General features: G+C 45.2%; 16 protein-coding genes. 13 read left to right on the plus strand and 3 right to left on the minus strand.

Annotated elements, in window-relative coordinates; translation table 11 throughout:
- The first annotated feature begins 64 nt into the window (after positions 1-64).
- Positions 65-1,360, plus strand: a complete 1,296-nt coding sequence (gene envZ, locus ISG33_RS13155) for a two-component system sensor histidine kinase EnvZ (protein ID WP_195734072.1) — start codon at positions 65-67, stop codon at positions 1,358-1,360.
- A gap of 31 nt (positions 1,361-1,391) precedes the next feature.
- Here the strand turns inward: envZ and ISG33_RS13160 are convergent, their stop codons facing one another.
- From ISG33_RS13160 to hslR, 3 genes are read right to left on the minus strand one after another with little or no spacing between them, the layout of a single operon-like run.
- Positions 1,392-2,360, minus strand: coding sequence for a DUF808 domain-containing protein (locus tag ISG33_RS13160; protein WP_195734412.1), 969 nt, complete (start codon positions 2,358-2,360; stop codon positions 1,392-1,394).
- A gap of 24 nt (positions 2,361-2,384) precedes the next feature.
- Positions 2,385-3,281, minus strand: coding sequence for an Hsp33 family molecular chaperone HslO (gene hslO, locus ISG33_RS13165; protein ID WP_195734073.1), 897 nt, complete (start codon positions 3,279-3,281; stop codon positions 2,385-2,387).
- An 18-nt stretch (positions 3,282-3,299) separates the two neighbouring features.
- Entirely contained in the window at positions 3,300-3,740 is a 441-nt protein-coding gene (gene hslR, locus ISG33_RS13170; RefSeq protein ID WP_195734074.1) for a ribosome-associated heat shock protein Hsp15, read from the minus strand.
- Positions 3,741-3,918: 178 nt separating this feature from the next.
- Here hslR and gspC point away from each other — a divergent pair, with 178 nt between their 5' ends.
- From gspC to ISG33_RS13230, 12 genes are read left to right on the plus strand one after another with little or no spacing between them, the layout of a single operon-like run.
- Positions 3,919-4,836, plus strand: coding sequence for a type II secretion system protein GspC (gene gspC / locus ISG33_RS13175; protein WP_195734075.1), 918 nt, complete (start codon positions 3,919-3,921; stop codon positions 4,834-4,836).
- Positions 4,837-4,852: 16 nt separating this feature from the next.
- Entirely contained in the window at positions 4,853-6,943 is a 2,091-nt protein-coding gene (gene gspD, locus ISG33_RS13180; RefSeq protein ID WP_195734076.1) for a type II secretion system secretin GspD, read from the plus strand.
- Positions 6,944-6,963: 20 nt separating this feature from the next.
- Entirely contained in the window at positions 6,964-8,526 is a 1,563-nt protein-coding gene (gene gspE / locus ISG33_RS13185; protein WP_370545337.1) for a type II secretion system ATPase GspE, read from the plus strand.
- Positions 8,527-9,744: a type II secretion system inner membrane protein GspF gene (gene gspF, locus ISG33_RS13190; protein ID WP_195734077.1), complete on the plus strand. Its 1,218-nt coding sequence runs from the start codon at positions 8,527-8,529 to the stop codon at positions 9,742-9,744. It begins immediately after the preceding gene.
- Positions 9,745-9,762: 18 nt separating this feature from the next.
- Entirely contained in the window at positions 9,763-10,230 is a 468-nt protein-coding gene (gspG, locus tag ISG33_RS13195) for a type II secretion system major pseudopilin GspG (protein ID WP_195734414.1), read from the plus strand.
- A 36-nt stretch (positions 10,231-10,266) separates the two neighbouring features.
- Positions 10,267-10,875 carry a type II secretion system minor pseudopilin GspH gene (gene gspH / locus ISG33_RS13200; RefSeq protein WP_195734078.1) on the plus strand — a complete coding sequence of 203 codons (609 nt, stop codon included), beginning with the start codon at positions 10,267-10,269 and terminating at the stop codon, positions 10,873-10,875.
- Positions 10,872-11,279 carry a type II secretion system minor pseudopilin GspI gene (gspI, locus tag ISG33_RS13205; RefSeq protein ID WP_195734079.1) on the plus strand — a complete coding sequence of 136 codons (408 nt, stop codon included), beginning with the start codon at positions 10,872-10,874 and terminating at the stop codon, positions 11,277-11,279. The genes gspH and gspI overlap by 4 nt, the downstream gene beginning before the upstream one ends.
- Positions 11,279-11,908, plus strand: a complete 630-nt coding sequence (gene gspJ / locus ISG33_RS13210) for a type II secretion system minor pseudopilin GspJ (protein ID WP_229333592.1) — start codon at positions 11,279-11,281, stop codon at positions 11,906-11,908. Before gspI ends, gspJ begins: the two co-directional genes overlap by 1 nt.
- Positions 11,908-12,993, plus strand: coding sequence for a type II secretion system minor pseudopilin GspK (gene gspK, locus ISG33_RS13215; RefSeq protein ID WP_195734080.1), 1,086 nt, complete (start codon positions 11,908-11,910; stop codon positions 12,991-12,993). Before gspJ ends, gspK begins: the two co-directional genes overlap by 1 nt.
- Complete coding sequence (gene gspL / locus ISG33_RS13220) at positions 12,993-14,255, plus strand: type II secretion system protein GspL (RefSeq protein WP_195734081.1); 1,263 nt, start codon at positions 12,993-12,995, stop codon at positions 14,253-14,255. Before gspK ends, gspL begins: the two co-directional genes overlap by 1 nt.
- A 25-nt stretch (positions 14,256-14,280) precedes the next feature.
- Entirely contained in the window at positions 14,281-14,757 is a 477-nt protein-coding gene (locus ISG33_RS13225; protein ID WP_195734082.1) for a type II secretion system protein M, read from the plus strand.
- A complete protein-coding gene (locus ISG33_RS13230) occupies positions 14,758-15,525 on the plus strand; it encodes a type II secretion system protein N (RefSeq protein WP_195734083.1) in 768 nt (255 codons plus the stop codon). It begins immediately after the preceding gene.
- Positions 15,526-15,532 lie beyond the last annotated feature (7 nt).

Here is a 15,532-nt window from a genome sequence, read left to right on the forward strand (position 1 = left end):
AGCGAATGACTAAAGTAGACGCAATAGTGAGAATAAAGCAGATAGCGTTCTTGGTGTTCGTGGCTTGAGTATTTTCCCAAAAAGCACCTTCGGTCAAACAGTATTGCTCATTGCGGGTTTACTGATGATCAATCAAATTGTTACCTATTATTCGGTGGTGACCTATTTTATTGCGCCGAACTACAAACAAATTAGTCAGTTAGTAGCGACTCAAGTTGACCAAATTTTTGTGCAGGGCTTACATCACAGCGACAACCCACAGAATAAAGATTTTACGGCTAAAACAGGAATACGCTTTCATACTGAAGAATCGGCCATGCACGCTGGTTTGCGCGATGCCACTCACTACCCATTCATGTCGAGAAATATATCCAAGAGCCTCGACGGTCCTACCGATGTGAGACTCACGGGAGGGGCAAATTATCTAATCTGGATACGGCCTCCTCAGGACCGCAGTATTTGGATATCGATTCCCATGCAAGGTGTCGATGAACTGGATGTATCGCCTCTCACTATTTACTTGGTAGTGATCAGTGTACTGAGTGTGTTAGGTGGGTGGTTATTCGTAAGGCGACTCAACAGACCTTTGAGAGCATTGCAGCGCGCAGCAAAAAAAGTCGGCAAAGGACAATTTCCAGACCCCTTACCCCTTGAAGGAAGCAGTGAAATGGTGTCGGTAACCAATGCTTTCAATAAAATGTCGCAGGGTATCCATCAGCTAGAAAGCGATCGAGCCCTAATGACTGCGGGTATATCCCACGACTTGCGCACGCCATTAACTCGCATAAGACTAGCAAGTGAAATGCTGCCAGACGACCAAGACTGGGTAAAAGATGGCATCGAACATGATATTGATGACATGAACGCTATTATCGATCAATTCATCGACTATGCGCGTCAGGATCAACAAGAGGCAACGGAAAATGTCGACTTAAACACACTCATCAAAGAGCTGATTAACGGACGTATTTTGGAGCCGGGGCACAGCATTGAAACTGCGCTCGACCCGTTACCAAATGCCAAGCTGCGTGTGGTAGGAATCAAACGCGTGCTCGACAACCTCATCGAAAACGCTTTTCGCTATGGTAGCGAAAATATTTTTATCAGTACTCGCGTCGATCATAAAAACAAAGCCCTTGTTTGTAATGTAAGAGACTACGGTAAGGGGATTCCTGAAGCACAACTTCCCGCTTTATTTGCGCCCTTCACCCAAGGCGATAAAGCGCGCGGTTCAGTTGGATCAGGCTTAGGTTTAGCAATAACCAAAAGAATAGTAGAAAGTCATGGTGGGCAAATGCTATTTAGCAACCACTCTTCGGGCGGCTTAATTGCGGGCTTCACTCTTCCCTACAGCGATTAAAAACAAAGGTATTCCAGACACCAACAAAGACTTACTTTTTTGTCTTCGCAGAGAGCAGAAACTTGTTAACTAATTCGTATGCCGCTACCACGAACAGGCCAGCCACTATACCTACCAAGCCATTTAACGCGATGCCCGTAATAGAGCCAGCAATATTGCCCAATGCAGGATATACCGCTACCACTTCAACTGAGTGCTCAACAAAATGATGCAAGAATGGCACCCCGTGGGCAATGATGCCGCCACCGACCAAAAACGTCGCGGCGGTACCCACAATAGCAAGTGTTTTCATCAATATTGGCGCAAAGCGTAGCAAAGCTCTGCCCATTCCTCGCTGTAAGGTATCGAAGCGTCCACTTACCGACTTACGCAGCAAATAAAGGCCTAGGTCATCAATCTTAACGATCATCGCTACAAAGCCATAAACACCCACAGTGAACAAGATACTCATTAGCGATAGCACCGTTACTTGGGTAGAGAATGGTTCAGCTTGTACTGTCCCTAAAATAATCACAATAATTTCTGCGCTAAGAACGAAGTCTGTGCGAATAGCACCTTTAATTTTGTCTTTTTCCATTGCCACTAAATCAACACTAGGGTCGCTAAGCGCGGCTAGCTTTTTTGCATGATCTTCAGCGTGACTATGTTCACCATTGGCATGCTTTGAAAAAAACTTATGGATGACTTTTTCAGCGCCTTCAAAGCAGAGGTATAAACCACCAATAATTAACAAATAGACAATTAACCAAGGCGCGAAATAGCTGATCAACAAAGCACTTGGCACTAATATCAACTTATTAAGGAAAGAACCTTTCGCTACCGCCCATACAACAGGCAACTCACGCTCTGCTTTGACACCCGACACTTGCTCTGCATTTAGTGCAAGGTCATCACCGAGTACTCCAGCCGTTTTCTTAGCGGCAACTTTCGATAGTACTGCCACATCATCTAAAACCGTTGCTATATCGTCGAGTAGTGTTAATAAATTTGCAGCGGCGATGAGCCTTCTCCTAAAAATAAATCGTTAATGTTGTTGGTTTTCTGCAGGAATATTTTGTGAGTGAATACTCTCTACGTCAATTGAATCGAAGCTGTATTCTGTGTGACAAAATTGGCAATTCATTTTAATACTGCCTTCTTCTTCAATAATCGACAGAAGCTCAGTTTTAGCGACGTTTCGAAGGGCGCTTGCGCTACGCTCTTTGGAACAATCGCAACTAAACTGCACTTGTTGAGGCTCGAATAAACGCACCGCTTCTTCGTGATAAAGGCGATGCAGCACCTCTTGCGCCGATAGCCCAAAGAGCTCTTCAGCCTTCAGGGTATTCATCAAGTGTGACAAATGCTCAAAACCAGGATTTTCATTCGCTTGGCTAGTTTCACTCGTTTCAGGCACCACTTGCAGCAACATACCACCGGCCTGCTCATTGCCGCTCTCATGCGAGCTGAACAACGCCACTTTGGTCAGCAATTGCTCTGATTGTAAAAAATAGTCCTCTAAACATTCTGCCAGTGTTGGTTTGTCGAGAGCAACGATGCCTTGGTAGCGCTCGCCTTCGCTCGGCGCCAGTGTAATAGCTAAGTAGCCTTTACTAAAAAGTGATGTGAAATCCGTGGGCAATGTTTGGCTTTCATCCCAACGAGCTACGCCTCTTAACTTTTGATCATGAGTACCATTTATTACGGCATAGCGAACTGGCCCATCACTTTGAATTTGCAGAGCAACCTCGCCTTCGAATTTCAGTGTTGCAGTTAACAAACTAGCGGCTGCCATAAGTTCGCCCAGCAAACTCTGAATAATGCTGGGGTAATGATACGACGCTAGGATCTGTTGAAAACTTGATTCCAAACGCACCAACTCGCCTCGAACACTGTGTTCTTCGAATAGAAATCGATCTAGGGTGTCTTGCTTAACGGTCATAATATCTCTTCATTTGCATTACTGCTGTTTAAATTTAATGATTTGGCGACGCTGTTTTTTATCTGGTCGATTATCTGGTCGAGGGCTGTGAAACACACTCAACCTTCTCGCGGCAAGGTTTTTTTCACGTAAGGCGATACTCTCTGGCGTTTCTTCGTACATTAATTGAGCAAATGCTGCGGCACGCCTCTGGCCATTGACCTCTTTCACAACCACGGTTTTTTGATCAAATCCCGCCGGAACCACGATTATTGCACCCAGATCAACAATTTTACTGGGTTTCGAACGTTGCTTATTGTACTGAACCTTTCCTGATTGCACCAACTCTCTTGCGATCGCACGGGTCTTACAAAAACGCGCAGCCCACAACCATTTGTCGATTCGAACCTCGTCGATATGGGTTTTCTTTTCAGTATTTCCAGTTTTTTTCTGTGCTTTTGCACTTTTTTGTTTTTTCATGGTCTCTTTAATATAAATATTTGATCACATTGACGCTTTGCTATTGTTCACAGCTGTTCGACTGGTTAATATAGAGCGTTGTGTATCCTTCCTAAACGTCTACCTTGAGTAGATGTAAAGCTAGTATAGAACTCAGATTAAATATAACCAATTAGCAATTATAAAAAGCATTGAGAGAATGACAGCCAACTTATCAGTACAAAGCCTTACAAAAACTTACCACTTGCATCAAGGAAAGCTTATCCTTGCCGTGGTTGTGCTTTTATCATTGTACCTTCTCGCTTTTGCTGCAGAACTAACATGGCGCATCTTACCTCAGCCAGAATCGAAAGCGGCAAACGTTTATAATGCTAACACAAACACTAGCCGCTCGAATTCGGCAAGACTTGATATTAGCCCTCTTACTAGAATAAATTTGTTTGGCAATCCAGAAGCAAAACCGGTGGTCGAAGAAACAGAAATTACCGAAGCACCTGAAACAAAACTCAATCTTACCTTAACTGGTGTGGTTTCGAGCACAGATCCCAAGATAGGCGCGGCTATTATTGAAAACGCAGGTAAGCAAAACACTTATGGCGTTGGCGAGAAAATTGACGGCACGAATGCGACTCTCGATGAACTTTACGTCGACCGAGTAATTATTAAAAATCGCATGGCTCGCGAGACACTCATGCTCGATGGTATTGATTTTGATGAAGCCAACCAGCAACGTGAACAGCGTCAACAGAATTCACAAGCTGCTGTTCAAGGCCCGGTGCTAGGGAACAGCGCAAGCGAGCGAGTGAAAGAAGCGCGGGCGAAACTCAAAGATTCCCCAGCCAGTTTCACTGACTATATGTCGATTCGCCCGCATGCGCCGCAGGGTGAGCTAGTGGGTTACCAAGTATCACCGGGCAAAGAACCTGAATTTTTTAACGAGCTTGGCTTACGCTCAGGCGACGTGATTACAGATATTAACGGGATCGACTTAACCGATCCACAACAAGCATTTGAAGCAATTAATATTCTTCGGGAAGCCCAAGAGCTGCAACTCGAAATATTACGAGGCGATGAAGCGATATCATTAGATATCGAAATTCCATCGTCTGACGAATAAAACAAAAGGGTTTATTATGAGGCTGGCTAGCCAAGGTATCACAGGTATTCGTAAGTTTTTCAGGCATTCACTTATTGCCGCAGGTTTGGCAAGTTCATTAGTGCTTACTAGCGCTGTGACTGCTCCAAACGCCTACGCAACAGAATACAGTCCTAATTTTAAAAATACTGAAATAACGGAATTCATCAACATTGTTGGTAAAAACCTTAAAAAGACGATAATCGTCGACCCCAATGTTCGCGGTAAAATTTCAGTTCGAAGTTATGACTTGCTCACCGAAGAGCAATATTACCAGTTTTTTCTAAACGTACTTCAAGTCTACGGTTATGCTGTTGTTGAAATGCCTAACGGTATTCTCAAGATAGTCAGATCGAAGGATGCAAAAACGTCGAATATTCCCGTCGTTGATGACGATTTACTTGACGGCGACGAGATGATCACTCGAGTACTACCTGTTTACAATGTACCCGTACGCGAATTGGCTCCAATACTTCGCCAGCTTAACGACCAAGCAGGTGGTGGTAATGTGGTAAGTCACGACCCATCGAACGTTATGATGCTGACGGGCCGAGCTGCTGTTGTGAACCGCTTGGTGAAGATTATTGAAAGCGTTGACCGTGCTGGTGATGAAGATGTTGAAGTCATCAAACTCAAACATGCTTCAGCTTCAGAAATGGTGCGCATTATTGAAAGTATCAATAAATCTCAAGGTAAAGCCGCTGGCGGTGTAGGTAAATCTGAGCCACGCGCTGTAGCGGATGACAGAACCAACAGTGTCATTGTGAGCGGCGACGCAAAAGCTAGACAGCGTCTAATCAACCTCATTAACCGCATGGACCAAGAGTTAGAATCGAACGGTAATACGCGCGTTATTAACTTAAACTATGCAAAAGCCGAAGATTTGGTGCAAGTTCTGCAAGGCGTAAGCGCATCGATTCAATCTGAAGGCGCATCAGGTGGCAACCAAAACCAGCGTCGCAGCAACAGCAATCGTGATGTTAGCATCGATTCCCACGAAGCCTCCAACTCACTCGTTATCACGGCAGAGCCCGACATGATGCGCTCACTTGAAGACGTAATCCGCCAACTAGATGTTCGTCGAGCTCAAGTACAAGTGGAAGCGATTATTGTAGAAGTGTTTGAAGGTGACGGCACAACCTTAGGCGTTCAATGGGTATCGGAAGAAGGCGGTGGTACTCAATTTACCAACGGCGTTATTGGTGTAGGTCAGTTAGGTGTTGCTTTGCGTGAAGCAGAAGACACTGAAATTCTTGGTAGCACCACTACCGCGAATGGAGAAGTGGTTGATACCGTCACAACCAGTGAAGGAAACCTTAACCTGCTGGCTACTTTACTAGGCTCAGCCAATGGACTAATTGCTGGTGTGGTTGAAAATGGTTGGGGTGCAGTGATTCAAGCAGTGAGCACCGACACCAATACTAACGTATTAGCGACGCCACATTTAACTACAATGGATAATGAAGAAGCCTTCTTTATTGTAGGTCAAGAGGTGCCAATTATTACCGGTTCAACTACGGGCGCGAATAATGCTAATCCTTTCCAACAAGTTAATCGTCAAGATGTGGGGATAAAACTGAAAGTCACCCCGTTAATCAACGAAGGCGATGCCGTTCAACTGCAAATAGAACAAGAAGTGTCTAGCGTATCAGGTGCAACCTCTGTCGATATCTCAATTAACAAACGTGAGATTAAAACCACGGTCATGGTGGATGACGGCGGCACTATCGTGCTTGGCGGCTTAATTGATGAAGAGATTCAAGAGAGTGTTTCCAAGGTACCATTGCTAGGTGACATTCCATTTATTGGTAACTTGTTTAAATCTACCTCTACGACTAAACGTAAGCGTAATTTGATGGTGTTTATTCGCCCTACGATTATTCGTGATGGCATCACATCAAATAAAATGAGCCTACGTAAGTATAACTATATTCGAGCGCAGCAGCTTAAGCGTCAGTCTGAAGGTGTTCCGCTGATGCCATTCTCAGAAAGCCCAGTGCTTCCTGATTGGGATGATGCGATGACTTTACCACCATCCTTCGACGAGTATTTGCTTGAAAAAGAACGCAAAGCCAAAGAGAACGACTAATGGCTAGCATGAGTGAGGACATGAGCTTACAAGAAACCGAAAGCGCCGTGGCGGAGGAAGTTGATGCGTCTTTGTTAGCTGGCGGCGATGAAGACTTTGAAGAAGCCGCACCTATTGCCGCGTTACAACTTCCTTTTAGCTTTGCCAAACGCTTTCAAGTACTTGTGGAACCTGCGCACGAGCCAGTGAAGGTTTACCACACCAAAACCACTGAATTAAGTGTGTTTGCCGAGGTGCGTCGCTTTTTAGACCAAACATTCGTACTAGAAGAGATAGAAGAAGGCAAATTTGAAGAGCTACTTACCAATAGCTTTCAACGTGATTCAAGCGCAGCGAAGCAGCTGATGGAAGATTTGGGCAACGAAAGTGATTTGCTATCACTTGCTGAAGACTTGCCCGATACAGAAGACCTATTAGAAAGCGAAGATGATGCTCCGATCATACGACTAATTAACGCGATGCTTGGTGAAGCGATTAAAGAAGGTGCCTCTGACATACACATAGAGACCTTCGAGAACCAGCTAGTTGTGCGTTTTCGTGTTGACGGTGTACTGCGCGAAATCCTACGACCTAATCGTAAAATGTCGTCAATGCTAGTGTCGCGTATTAAAGTAATGTCGAAAATGGACATCGCTGAAAAACGTGTACCGCAAGACGGCCGAATCAGTTTGCGTATTGCAGGTAGAGCAGTTGATGTACGTGTGTCAACTATGCCATCAAGCCATGGCGAACGCGTTGTGTTGCGTTTGCTAGACAAAAACAATGCGCGCCTTGATCTTAAAGATCTAGGTATGACCTTGGCTAATCGCAAACACTTTTCTAGCCTCATCAGAAAGCCCCATGGCATCATGTTAGTTACAGGGCCAACAGGTTCTGGTAAAAGTACCACCCTATATGCTGGTTTGAGCGAAATTAACTCAAAAGACCGCAACATTCTTACCGTTGAAGACCCTATAGAATTTGATTTAGAAGGCATTGGCCAGACTCAGGTCAACCCTCGAGTAGATATGACCTTTGCGCGTGGACTACGAGCCATATTACGTCAAGACCCCGATGTCGTAATGGTAGGTGAAATACGAGATATTGAAACAGCACAAATAGCCGTGCAAGCAAGTTTGACTGGCCACTTGGTATTATCAACCTTACACACCAATACAGCCGCCGGTGCAATAACACGGCTAGAAGACATGGGCATTGAGCCCTTCTTGCTATCGAGTAGTCTACTTTCGGTGCTGTCGCAACGCTTGGTGCGAACCTTATGTAAAGACTGTAAGAAGCCCCATGAGCCAACCACTGCAGAGCGCGACACGCTGGGTATTGATGCTAGCGAAAAAGTCGTTATTTATGGTCCAGTAGGATGCACAGCTTGCAATCACACAGGCTACAGAGGCAGAACAGGTATTCATGAACAATTGATTGTTGATGAACATATTCGCGACATGATGCACGAAGGCAAAGGTGAGCAGGCCATCGAGCGTTATGTTCGTAAAACTACCCCGTCAATTCGCCAAGATGGCTGTGATAAAGTACTCCAAGGTACAACATCCTTAGAAGAAGTACTTAGAGTGACAAGAGAAGAATAAATGGCTGCTTTTGCATACAAGGCAATGGATGCCAAGGGAAAATCAAAAAGCGGTGTGCTTGAAGGTGACAACGCGCGTCAAATACGCCAGCAAATTCGAGAGTTGGCACTTATTCCACTAGAAGTGGAACAAGTCGCGGAGCAAGAAAAAAAGAATCAAGCCTCGTTTTCCTTGTTCAAAGCAAAAATTTCCGCTGGCGACTTAGCGCTACTTACGCGTCAAATGGCCACCTTGATTGAATCTGCTTTACCCATCGAAGAAGCTTTACTGGCCGTTGCCGAGCAATGCGAGAAACCGCGTCATAAAAACATGATGATGGCGGTGCGAAGTAAAGTCGTTGAAGGCCATGGTTTTGCCGAAGCTCTCGCAGAATTTCCCTATGTATTTGATACCTTGTATCGTGCCATGGTGGCAGCAGGTGAGAAATCAGGTCACCTCGACACGGTGCTCAACCGCCTCGCCGATTACACCGAAAATAGAGAACGCACACGCAATCAAATAATTCAGGCCTTGGTCTACCCGATGATCATGATGGTGGTCGCTATCGGTATTGTCGTCATGCTGTTGGTAATGGTTGTGCCGAAAATCGTTGGCCAGTTTGACCAAATGGGCCAAGACTTGCCGACCATGACCAACATTCTTATATCGGTAAGTGAGTGGGTGCAAAATTACGGTATTGTTGCTGCCATCTTGCTAGCCCTGCTTATGGTGGGCTTCGCTCGTTTGGTAAAAGTACCAAAAATACGCTTGAAGTATCATCAACGCTTGCTCAAAATGCCCTTTGTTGGGCGTTTAACCAGAGGTACGAATACCGCACGTTTTGCGCGTACCTTAAGTATTCTTACCGCCAGTGCAGTACCCTTATTGGAATCGATGCGTATTGCGGGTGATGTTTTGGAGAACCTTTTCCTAAAACAAGCGGTCAAAGAAGCAGCATCGAAAGTAAAAGAAGGTACGAGCCTGCGAAACGCGCTAGAGAATACAAAAATGTTCCCACCCATGATGATGCACATGATCGCATCGGGTGAGCGTTCAGGAGAGTTGCAGCAAATGTTGGCGCGTGCCGCCGACAACCAAGATCGCGAGTTTGAATCCACAATTAGTATCTCGCTCAAAATATTCGAACCCGTGCTCATTGTTAGTATGGCGGCCGTGGTTCTTTTTATTGTCATGGCAATATTGCTTCCAATATTGGCCTTAAATAATTTAGTAGGTTAACCGATGAGACAAAATAACATGCAATCAGCAATCACTAGCCCTAACGCTAGAAAATCCAAAAAGTCACAACGCGGCTTCAGCTTAATTGAAATCATGGTAGTGCTTTTCATCATAGGGATAATGGCAGCGCTTGTTGCACCGCAAATATTGGGCACCCAAGTTGAAGCGCAAATTAAAAAGGCCGCGGTTGACATACAAAGCTTGGAAGGCTCGCTTGAAATGTACAAGCTTCGCACCAATCGCTTCCCGACCACCGAACAAGGTTTAGAAGCCTTGGTCAGCGCACCAAGCATTGAGCCGATTCCACGTAATTATCCCGCCGACGGCTTCATCAAACGCTTACCCGCTGATCCTTGGGGAAATCCGTATCGTTTGCTTAGCCCAGGTGAAATTGACACGATCGACATTTATTCGTTCGGCCCTGATATGGAAGAAGGTACCGATGACGATATCGGTACTTGGAACATCAACGAGTACCTGCAATAAGCAGTATTATGCTCCTCACAACGATAAGGCTTTAAGGTGCGCAAGCAATTAGGATTTACCCTATTAGAAGTACTGCTTGTGCTTGCCCTGATGGGTCTGATCATCAGCGTAGTTACCTATACAGCGCTGGGCACCAACAACTACGACAAAGTAGAAGACCAAGCAAAACGTTTTCAAGTTGTGTTTGATATGGCCAGTGACTACGCCATCCTCAATCAAGTTCAGTTGGGTATTCGAATTGACGAAGAAGAAAGTACCTATACTTACGTTACTCTCGACGACGAAGATAATTGGGTAGACATCCCCGATCAAAAGCTATTCGCGACCTACGAGATGCCGGAGTATATGAGCTTAGAGTTAAACCTTGAGGACCTACCATGGGAAACAGAAGAACAACTCTTCGACCGCGGCATATTTGACGAAGAACTGAGTATTAGCGACGAAGGCGTTAATATTGGAAACGAAGAAGATATACCACCACCTCCACCACAACTATTTTTATTATCAAGTGGCGATATTACACCTTTTGAACTCAGCATCACTTACGAGGATGACTTCAGCTCAGACTACCCCATTACTTTCGTTCTACAAGGTAAAGAAACCACGCCGATCGAACGTCTTGCACCTGAGGATCAGGCGCTATGAGTATCAACAAAGCCAGTTGTGAATATGGCAAAAAACAACAAGGTTTTACCCTACTAGAGATCATGGTCGCGATGTTTATTTTTGCCGTTGCAGGCGCAGCGATTGTCAAAACCACAGCTGAGCACATAAATTCATTATCAAAACTGGAAGAAATCACTTTTGCTACTTGGGTTGCCAATAACCAACTCACTCGAGCAAGCTTGGTCGCTGAAAAACAATGGCCACCCAAAAACAATGAGCGCGGCAGTGTCGAAATGCTTGACCGTACTTGGTACTGGCAACAAGAAGTTGAGTCTACAAACGATGCCAACTTGCATGCAGTCACCATCACTGTTGGCTTGGACGATCAATATGAAGGCTCAATCACTTCAGTAACCACCTATATAGCAAAAACAGGAACGTGATGATGCAAGCAGTCTGTCACTCAAAGTGTCGTTACCAAGGTTTTACGCTGATAGAAATTCTGATCGCGATGGCGATTTTCGCATTGATCGCCCTTGGTGCAACGTCGATTTTAACCAATGTAAGTGATGCCGACGAAGCCTCGCAAGAGCGCTTTGTTCAATTGCAAAATCTGCAACGTGCAATGTTGATTATTGAGCGTGACTTTCTGCAGATGGTCCCGAGAAAAACCAGAGCCGAAGGCGAAGTAAACGATATTTTAGTACTCGCTGGTGATTTTAATTTTGAAAGTGACAGTGGCGCAATTGGTTTTGTGCGCTCTGGTTGGCACAACCCTCAGCTCACCCTTCGCAGAAGCACATTACAGTCTGTTGCCTACCGCACTAGGGAAGGTAAGCTTGAACGCCTTCACTCTACTTATGTTGACAACGTCATCGGCTTTGAGCCAAAAGAACGCGTGTTACTCGACAATATCGACAGCGTCGCCTTTGAGTTTTTAGAAAAATTTGATGCTAAAAAATTCACCTGGGAAGAAGCAGAATCGACAGAGCAGTTACCCATCGCAGTGGCGATTATACTCACCTCAAGTGTGTATGGTGAAATACGCCGTGAATTTAGGATACGCCGCTGATGCTGCGCGTGCGACCTTCCTTTAATGAACAGCGGGGCGTGGCCTTGCTCGTTATTTTGCTCGTGGTAGCAATTATCAGTATTTTAGCTACTGAGATGGTCGCTAGGCTTCAATTGAATATTGCCAGAACAATTAACATTAAAGACAACAATCAAGCCTACTGGTATGCCATAGGAGCAGAGCAGTTTGCGCAAAAATCTCTCGGTGAGCTAAAAGCCCTTTCTCCAAGCAATATCAACCTGAGTCAACCATGGGCACAAGTGTTCGAGTACCCGATTGATGGCGGCGGTATTCAAGCAGAGTTAGTTGATTTGCAAGCCTGCTTTAATTTGAATACCTTGGGCCCAACAGCAGTGCCAAGTGTGCCAAATACAGAACGGGAAGGGCCGGTGCCAGTGCCGGATGAAACTCCCAACGACAGCACCAACACAAACAATCCAAGCGCAGCACCGAAAACGCCCGCAGAAGCCTTCTACAACCTGCTCACCTTAAGCAGCGCTAATATTGATAGCTTTACGGCGGAAACACTACGCGACTCTCTCATTGATTGGCTTGATGCCGACAGCAACATCACTGATTTAGGCGCTGAAGATGCCGACTATGAAGCTCTACAATTCCCTTATGTCGCGGCAAATGCCTTAATGGGCAATAAGTCTGAGTTACGCCTCATCAATGGTGTGGAATTAAGTTTCTTACGTGACGTTCTGCCTTTTGTATGCGTGATCCCCGATGTCGAATATAACAAAATGGAAGTCAACATTAATACAATTACCGAAGATAACGCGGTTGTACTAGCAGCGCTTTTAAATCTACCCGTTGAAGATGCCAGCAGAATAATTGCTTCCAGACCGGAAGATGGCTTTAGTGATTTAGCTGCATTTTTTGCCGAGCCAGAAGTCGCTCGGCAAAACTTAACTCAAGAACAAAAAGAATGGTTTATATTAAGCACAAATTATTTCATGCTTCGTACTAAAACCCGTTACAATGAAGCAGGGTTCAAAATGACCAGTATATTTAAACTCGATGGCGGTTCATCCTCTGAAGGCGTGAGCGTGATTAGTCGAGAATTCGGAGGCATCAACTAATGGAAAAGCTAGCAATCAGACTAGGCTCGTCACTCGACGACGCAATTCACTGGCTAGTGTGGTCCAGCGCAGAGAATGAAATTATTGCGTCTGGCGAATTACCTAATGCAAACGAATTAACCCAGTTAAAAGAGCGAGCACCCAACGCTGATATTATCGCCTTAGTACCGGGTTGCGATGTGGTACTGAAAACCGTGACTTTACCAGCAAAAGCCAACCGTAAGGTATTGGCGGCTATCCCCTACATGCTTGAGGATGAAGTTGCTAGCGACATTTCGAAGTCCTTTTTCGCTTTTGCAAAACGCAGTGGTGACCAGCAACAGGTTGCGATAGTCTCGCACGAGAAAATGTTACTTTGGCAAAGTGCCTTAGCCGACGCTGGCTTGTTTTGCACTAAACTCATTCCCGATACCCTAGCCTTGCCTTTTGAAAGCGACAGTATGTCCTTACTCAGTTTAGGCGATAACGGCTCAGCTCTATTGTTAGCTCGAAATGGCGAATGGTCTGCGATTCAAGGTGAGGAGGCATGGGTATTCCCCGTATTGAAGAAAGATTTGGAAAAAAGTCCTTCCTCAATTCGTGCCTATTCAGCGTTGTCACACACTGAGCAATTAAGCGCGCTATATGATGAACTAGCTAAGGCAAGTAATAGTGATGACACCGACAACGCTGACGCCCTTACGCCAAGCTTCACTACTAACTATGACAAATTACCAATGCAGCTTTTACTTGAAGGTGCTGAGCGCAGTTCTTTTAATCTACTGCAAGGTGAATACGCCCTTAAACGAAAGTCGAATGAAGCTTGGCAAAAGTGGCGCTTAGCCGCGGTATTAGCTGCGGTAGCAATTTGTGTCAATCTTGTGTCTAAAACCATCGACTTAAACAACATAAAGCAACAGCGTGTTGTAGTAGAGCAACAATTACAAGCAAGCATTCAAAAAGGCTTTCCGGGCCTACGAGCTCGAGATAAGCGAGCCGCGATCAAAAAGGAAATGGCTAAATTAGAGAATGGTGGTGGCGGCATTTCTATGCTGGTCATGTTGTCACAAATGAGCTCTTCCTTTGCAAGCAGCGGCGTAAAACCGCAATCAATTCGCTTTGACGCCAGCCGAACAGAATTAAGAATGCAATCGGTGGCCGACAACTTTGAAGCCCTAGAGAAATTTAGACGCGACGTTCAAGCACTGGGCTTTGAAGTTGACCAGGGTGCAATTAATAATAAGGGTGACCAAGTTGTTGGCACCATCGTGGTGAAAGGCTAATGAACACATTCAGAGACGACAGATAATGAAGAAGTATTTTGCATGGTTTTACGCACTCAACGAACGCGAGCAAATGCTTGTGTCAGTGGCCGCCGTGTTTGCCGCTATTGCCCTATTTTATTTTGCATTGTGGTCGCCCCTTAACAATGCACTGACGAAACAACAGCAGCTACTCAATAATCAGCGCAGCTTCCAAGTATGGGTAGAAGACCAAGCCGCCAGAGCAGCGAAATTGCGCCAATCTGCTACCGGCCCAAGTTTCAATGGCTCACTTACCCAGTTGGTAAATCAAAGTACTCGCTCAAGCCAAATTCAGGTCGCGCGCATGCAACCGGTCGGTGAAAATCTACAAATTACCATCGACGAAGTGTCGTTTAATGCCTTGATAACCTGGTTAGATAGCATAGAGCGCCGTGGCGTGGTTGTAGTGCAATCCGACATCACCGAGACCAACGAAGCAGGTTATGTGCAAGTGCGTCGACTTCAATTAGGGAAACGTTAAATGACACAAATGAAACCGTGGAAATGGATAGTACTCGCGCTACTCACCTACGTCTTTTTTCTTATCGCTTATTTGCCCGCTTCACATGTTATCACTTATGCACAGAACCAAGCGCCAACAGCCCCTATCTCAATAGGTAAAGTCGAAGGCAGCTTATGGGAAGGTAAAGTGGATCGTGTCGTCGTGCAAGGCGTATTGGTGAACAAGTTATCATGGTCATTAAGTCCTTTCGCACTGCTTACCGGCAAAGCTTCATTAGATATTAAAGGCGGAAATATTCGTGAAACTGAACAAGCTTATGTGAAGGGCAATATTTCAGCGTCCTTGTTTAATCAGCAAGCGATTCAAGCCAATAATCTACAGCTATTTTTACCCGCAAAAACAGTCATGGCGCAAGTTCCATTACCAGTGCCAGTATCAGCTGACGGGCGTTTCCGTATCGATATAAACGAGCTTGATTTTAATGCTGCCTGCGTAACTTTAGATGGAAAAGGCCGATGGTTAAATGGAACAGTAACTGCGCCAACGGGTTTGATTGACTTCGGAAACTACGAAGCAAACTTAAGCTGTGAAAGTGAAAAATTTGCGCTACAGATACTTCCAGATAACAAACTTAATCTGGACGCTAAGGTAGTGCTTAGCGTCGATGGAAAGTACTCGATAAATGGCAAATTTAAGCCAGATGCAAGCTTTCCAAAGGAAGTACAACAAGGCGCCGCATTTTTTGGCAGAGCCGATGCTCAAGGTTTCAGGACCATTAGCCTCTAACTTGCCG

Origin of the sequence: Marinibium conchae (assembly GCF_015595035.1) — a bacterium.
In the GTDB taxonomy this organism is placed as follows: Bacteria; Pseudomonadota; Gammaproteobacteria; order Enterobacterales; family Alteromonadaceae; genus Glaciecola.

What these genes read in the sequence shown, in the direction of transcription:
- ISG33_RS13230 (WP_195734083.1), top strand. Translation starts at nt 14,758, where the DNA reads ATGACACAAATGAAACCGTGGAAATGGATAGTACTCGCGCTACTCACC.
- gspJ (WP_229333592.1), top strand. Translation starts at nt 11,279, where the DNA reads ATGATGCAAGCAGTCTGTCACTCAAAGTGTCGTTACCAAGGTTTTACG.
- gspL (WP_195734081.1), top strand. Translation starts at nt 12,993, where the DNA reads ATGGAAAAGCTAGCAATCAGACTAGGCTCGTCACTCGACGACGCAATT.
- gspD (WP_195734076.1), top strand. Translation starts at nt 4,853, where the DNA reads ATGAGGCTGGCTAGCCAAGGTATCACAGGTATTCGTAAGTTTTTCAGG.
- gspI (WP_195734079.1), top strand. Translation starts at nt 10,872, where the DNA reads ATGAGTATCAACAAAGCCAGTTGTGAATATGGCAAAAAACAACAAGGT.
- gspG (WP_195734414.1), top strand. Translation starts at nt 9,763, where the DNA reads ATGCAATCAGCAATCACTAGCCCTAACGCTAGAAAATCCAAAAAGTCA.
- gspK (WP_195734080.1), top strand. Translation starts at nt 11,908, where the DNA reads ATGCTGCGCGTGCGACCTTCCTTTAATGAACAGCGGGGCGTGGCCTTG.
- ISG33_RS13225 (WP_195734082.1), top strand. Translation starts at nt 14,281, where the DNA reads ATGAAGAAGTATTTTGCATGGTTTTACGCACTCAACGAACGCGAGCAA.
- hslR (WP_195734074.1), bottom strand. Translation starts at nt 3,740, where the DNA reads ATGAAAAAACAAAAAAGTGCAAAAGCACAGAAAAAAACTGGAAATACT.
- gspE (WP_370545337.1), top strand. Translation starts at nt 6,964, where the DNA reads ATGAGCTTACAAGAAACCGAAAGCGCCGTGGCGGAGGAAGTTGATGCG.
- gspF (WP_195734077.1), top strand. Translation starts at nt 8,527, where the DNA reads ATGGCTGCTTTTGCATACAAGGCAATGGATGCCAAGGGAAAATCAAAA.
- hslO (WP_195734073.1), bottom strand. Translation starts at nt 3,281, where the DNA reads ATGACCGTTAAGCAAGACACCCTAGATCGATTTCTATTCGAAGAACAC.
- gspC (WP_195734075.1), top strand. Translation starts at nt 3,919, where the DNA reads ATGACAGCCAACTTATCAGTACAAAGCCTTACAAAAACTTACCACTTG.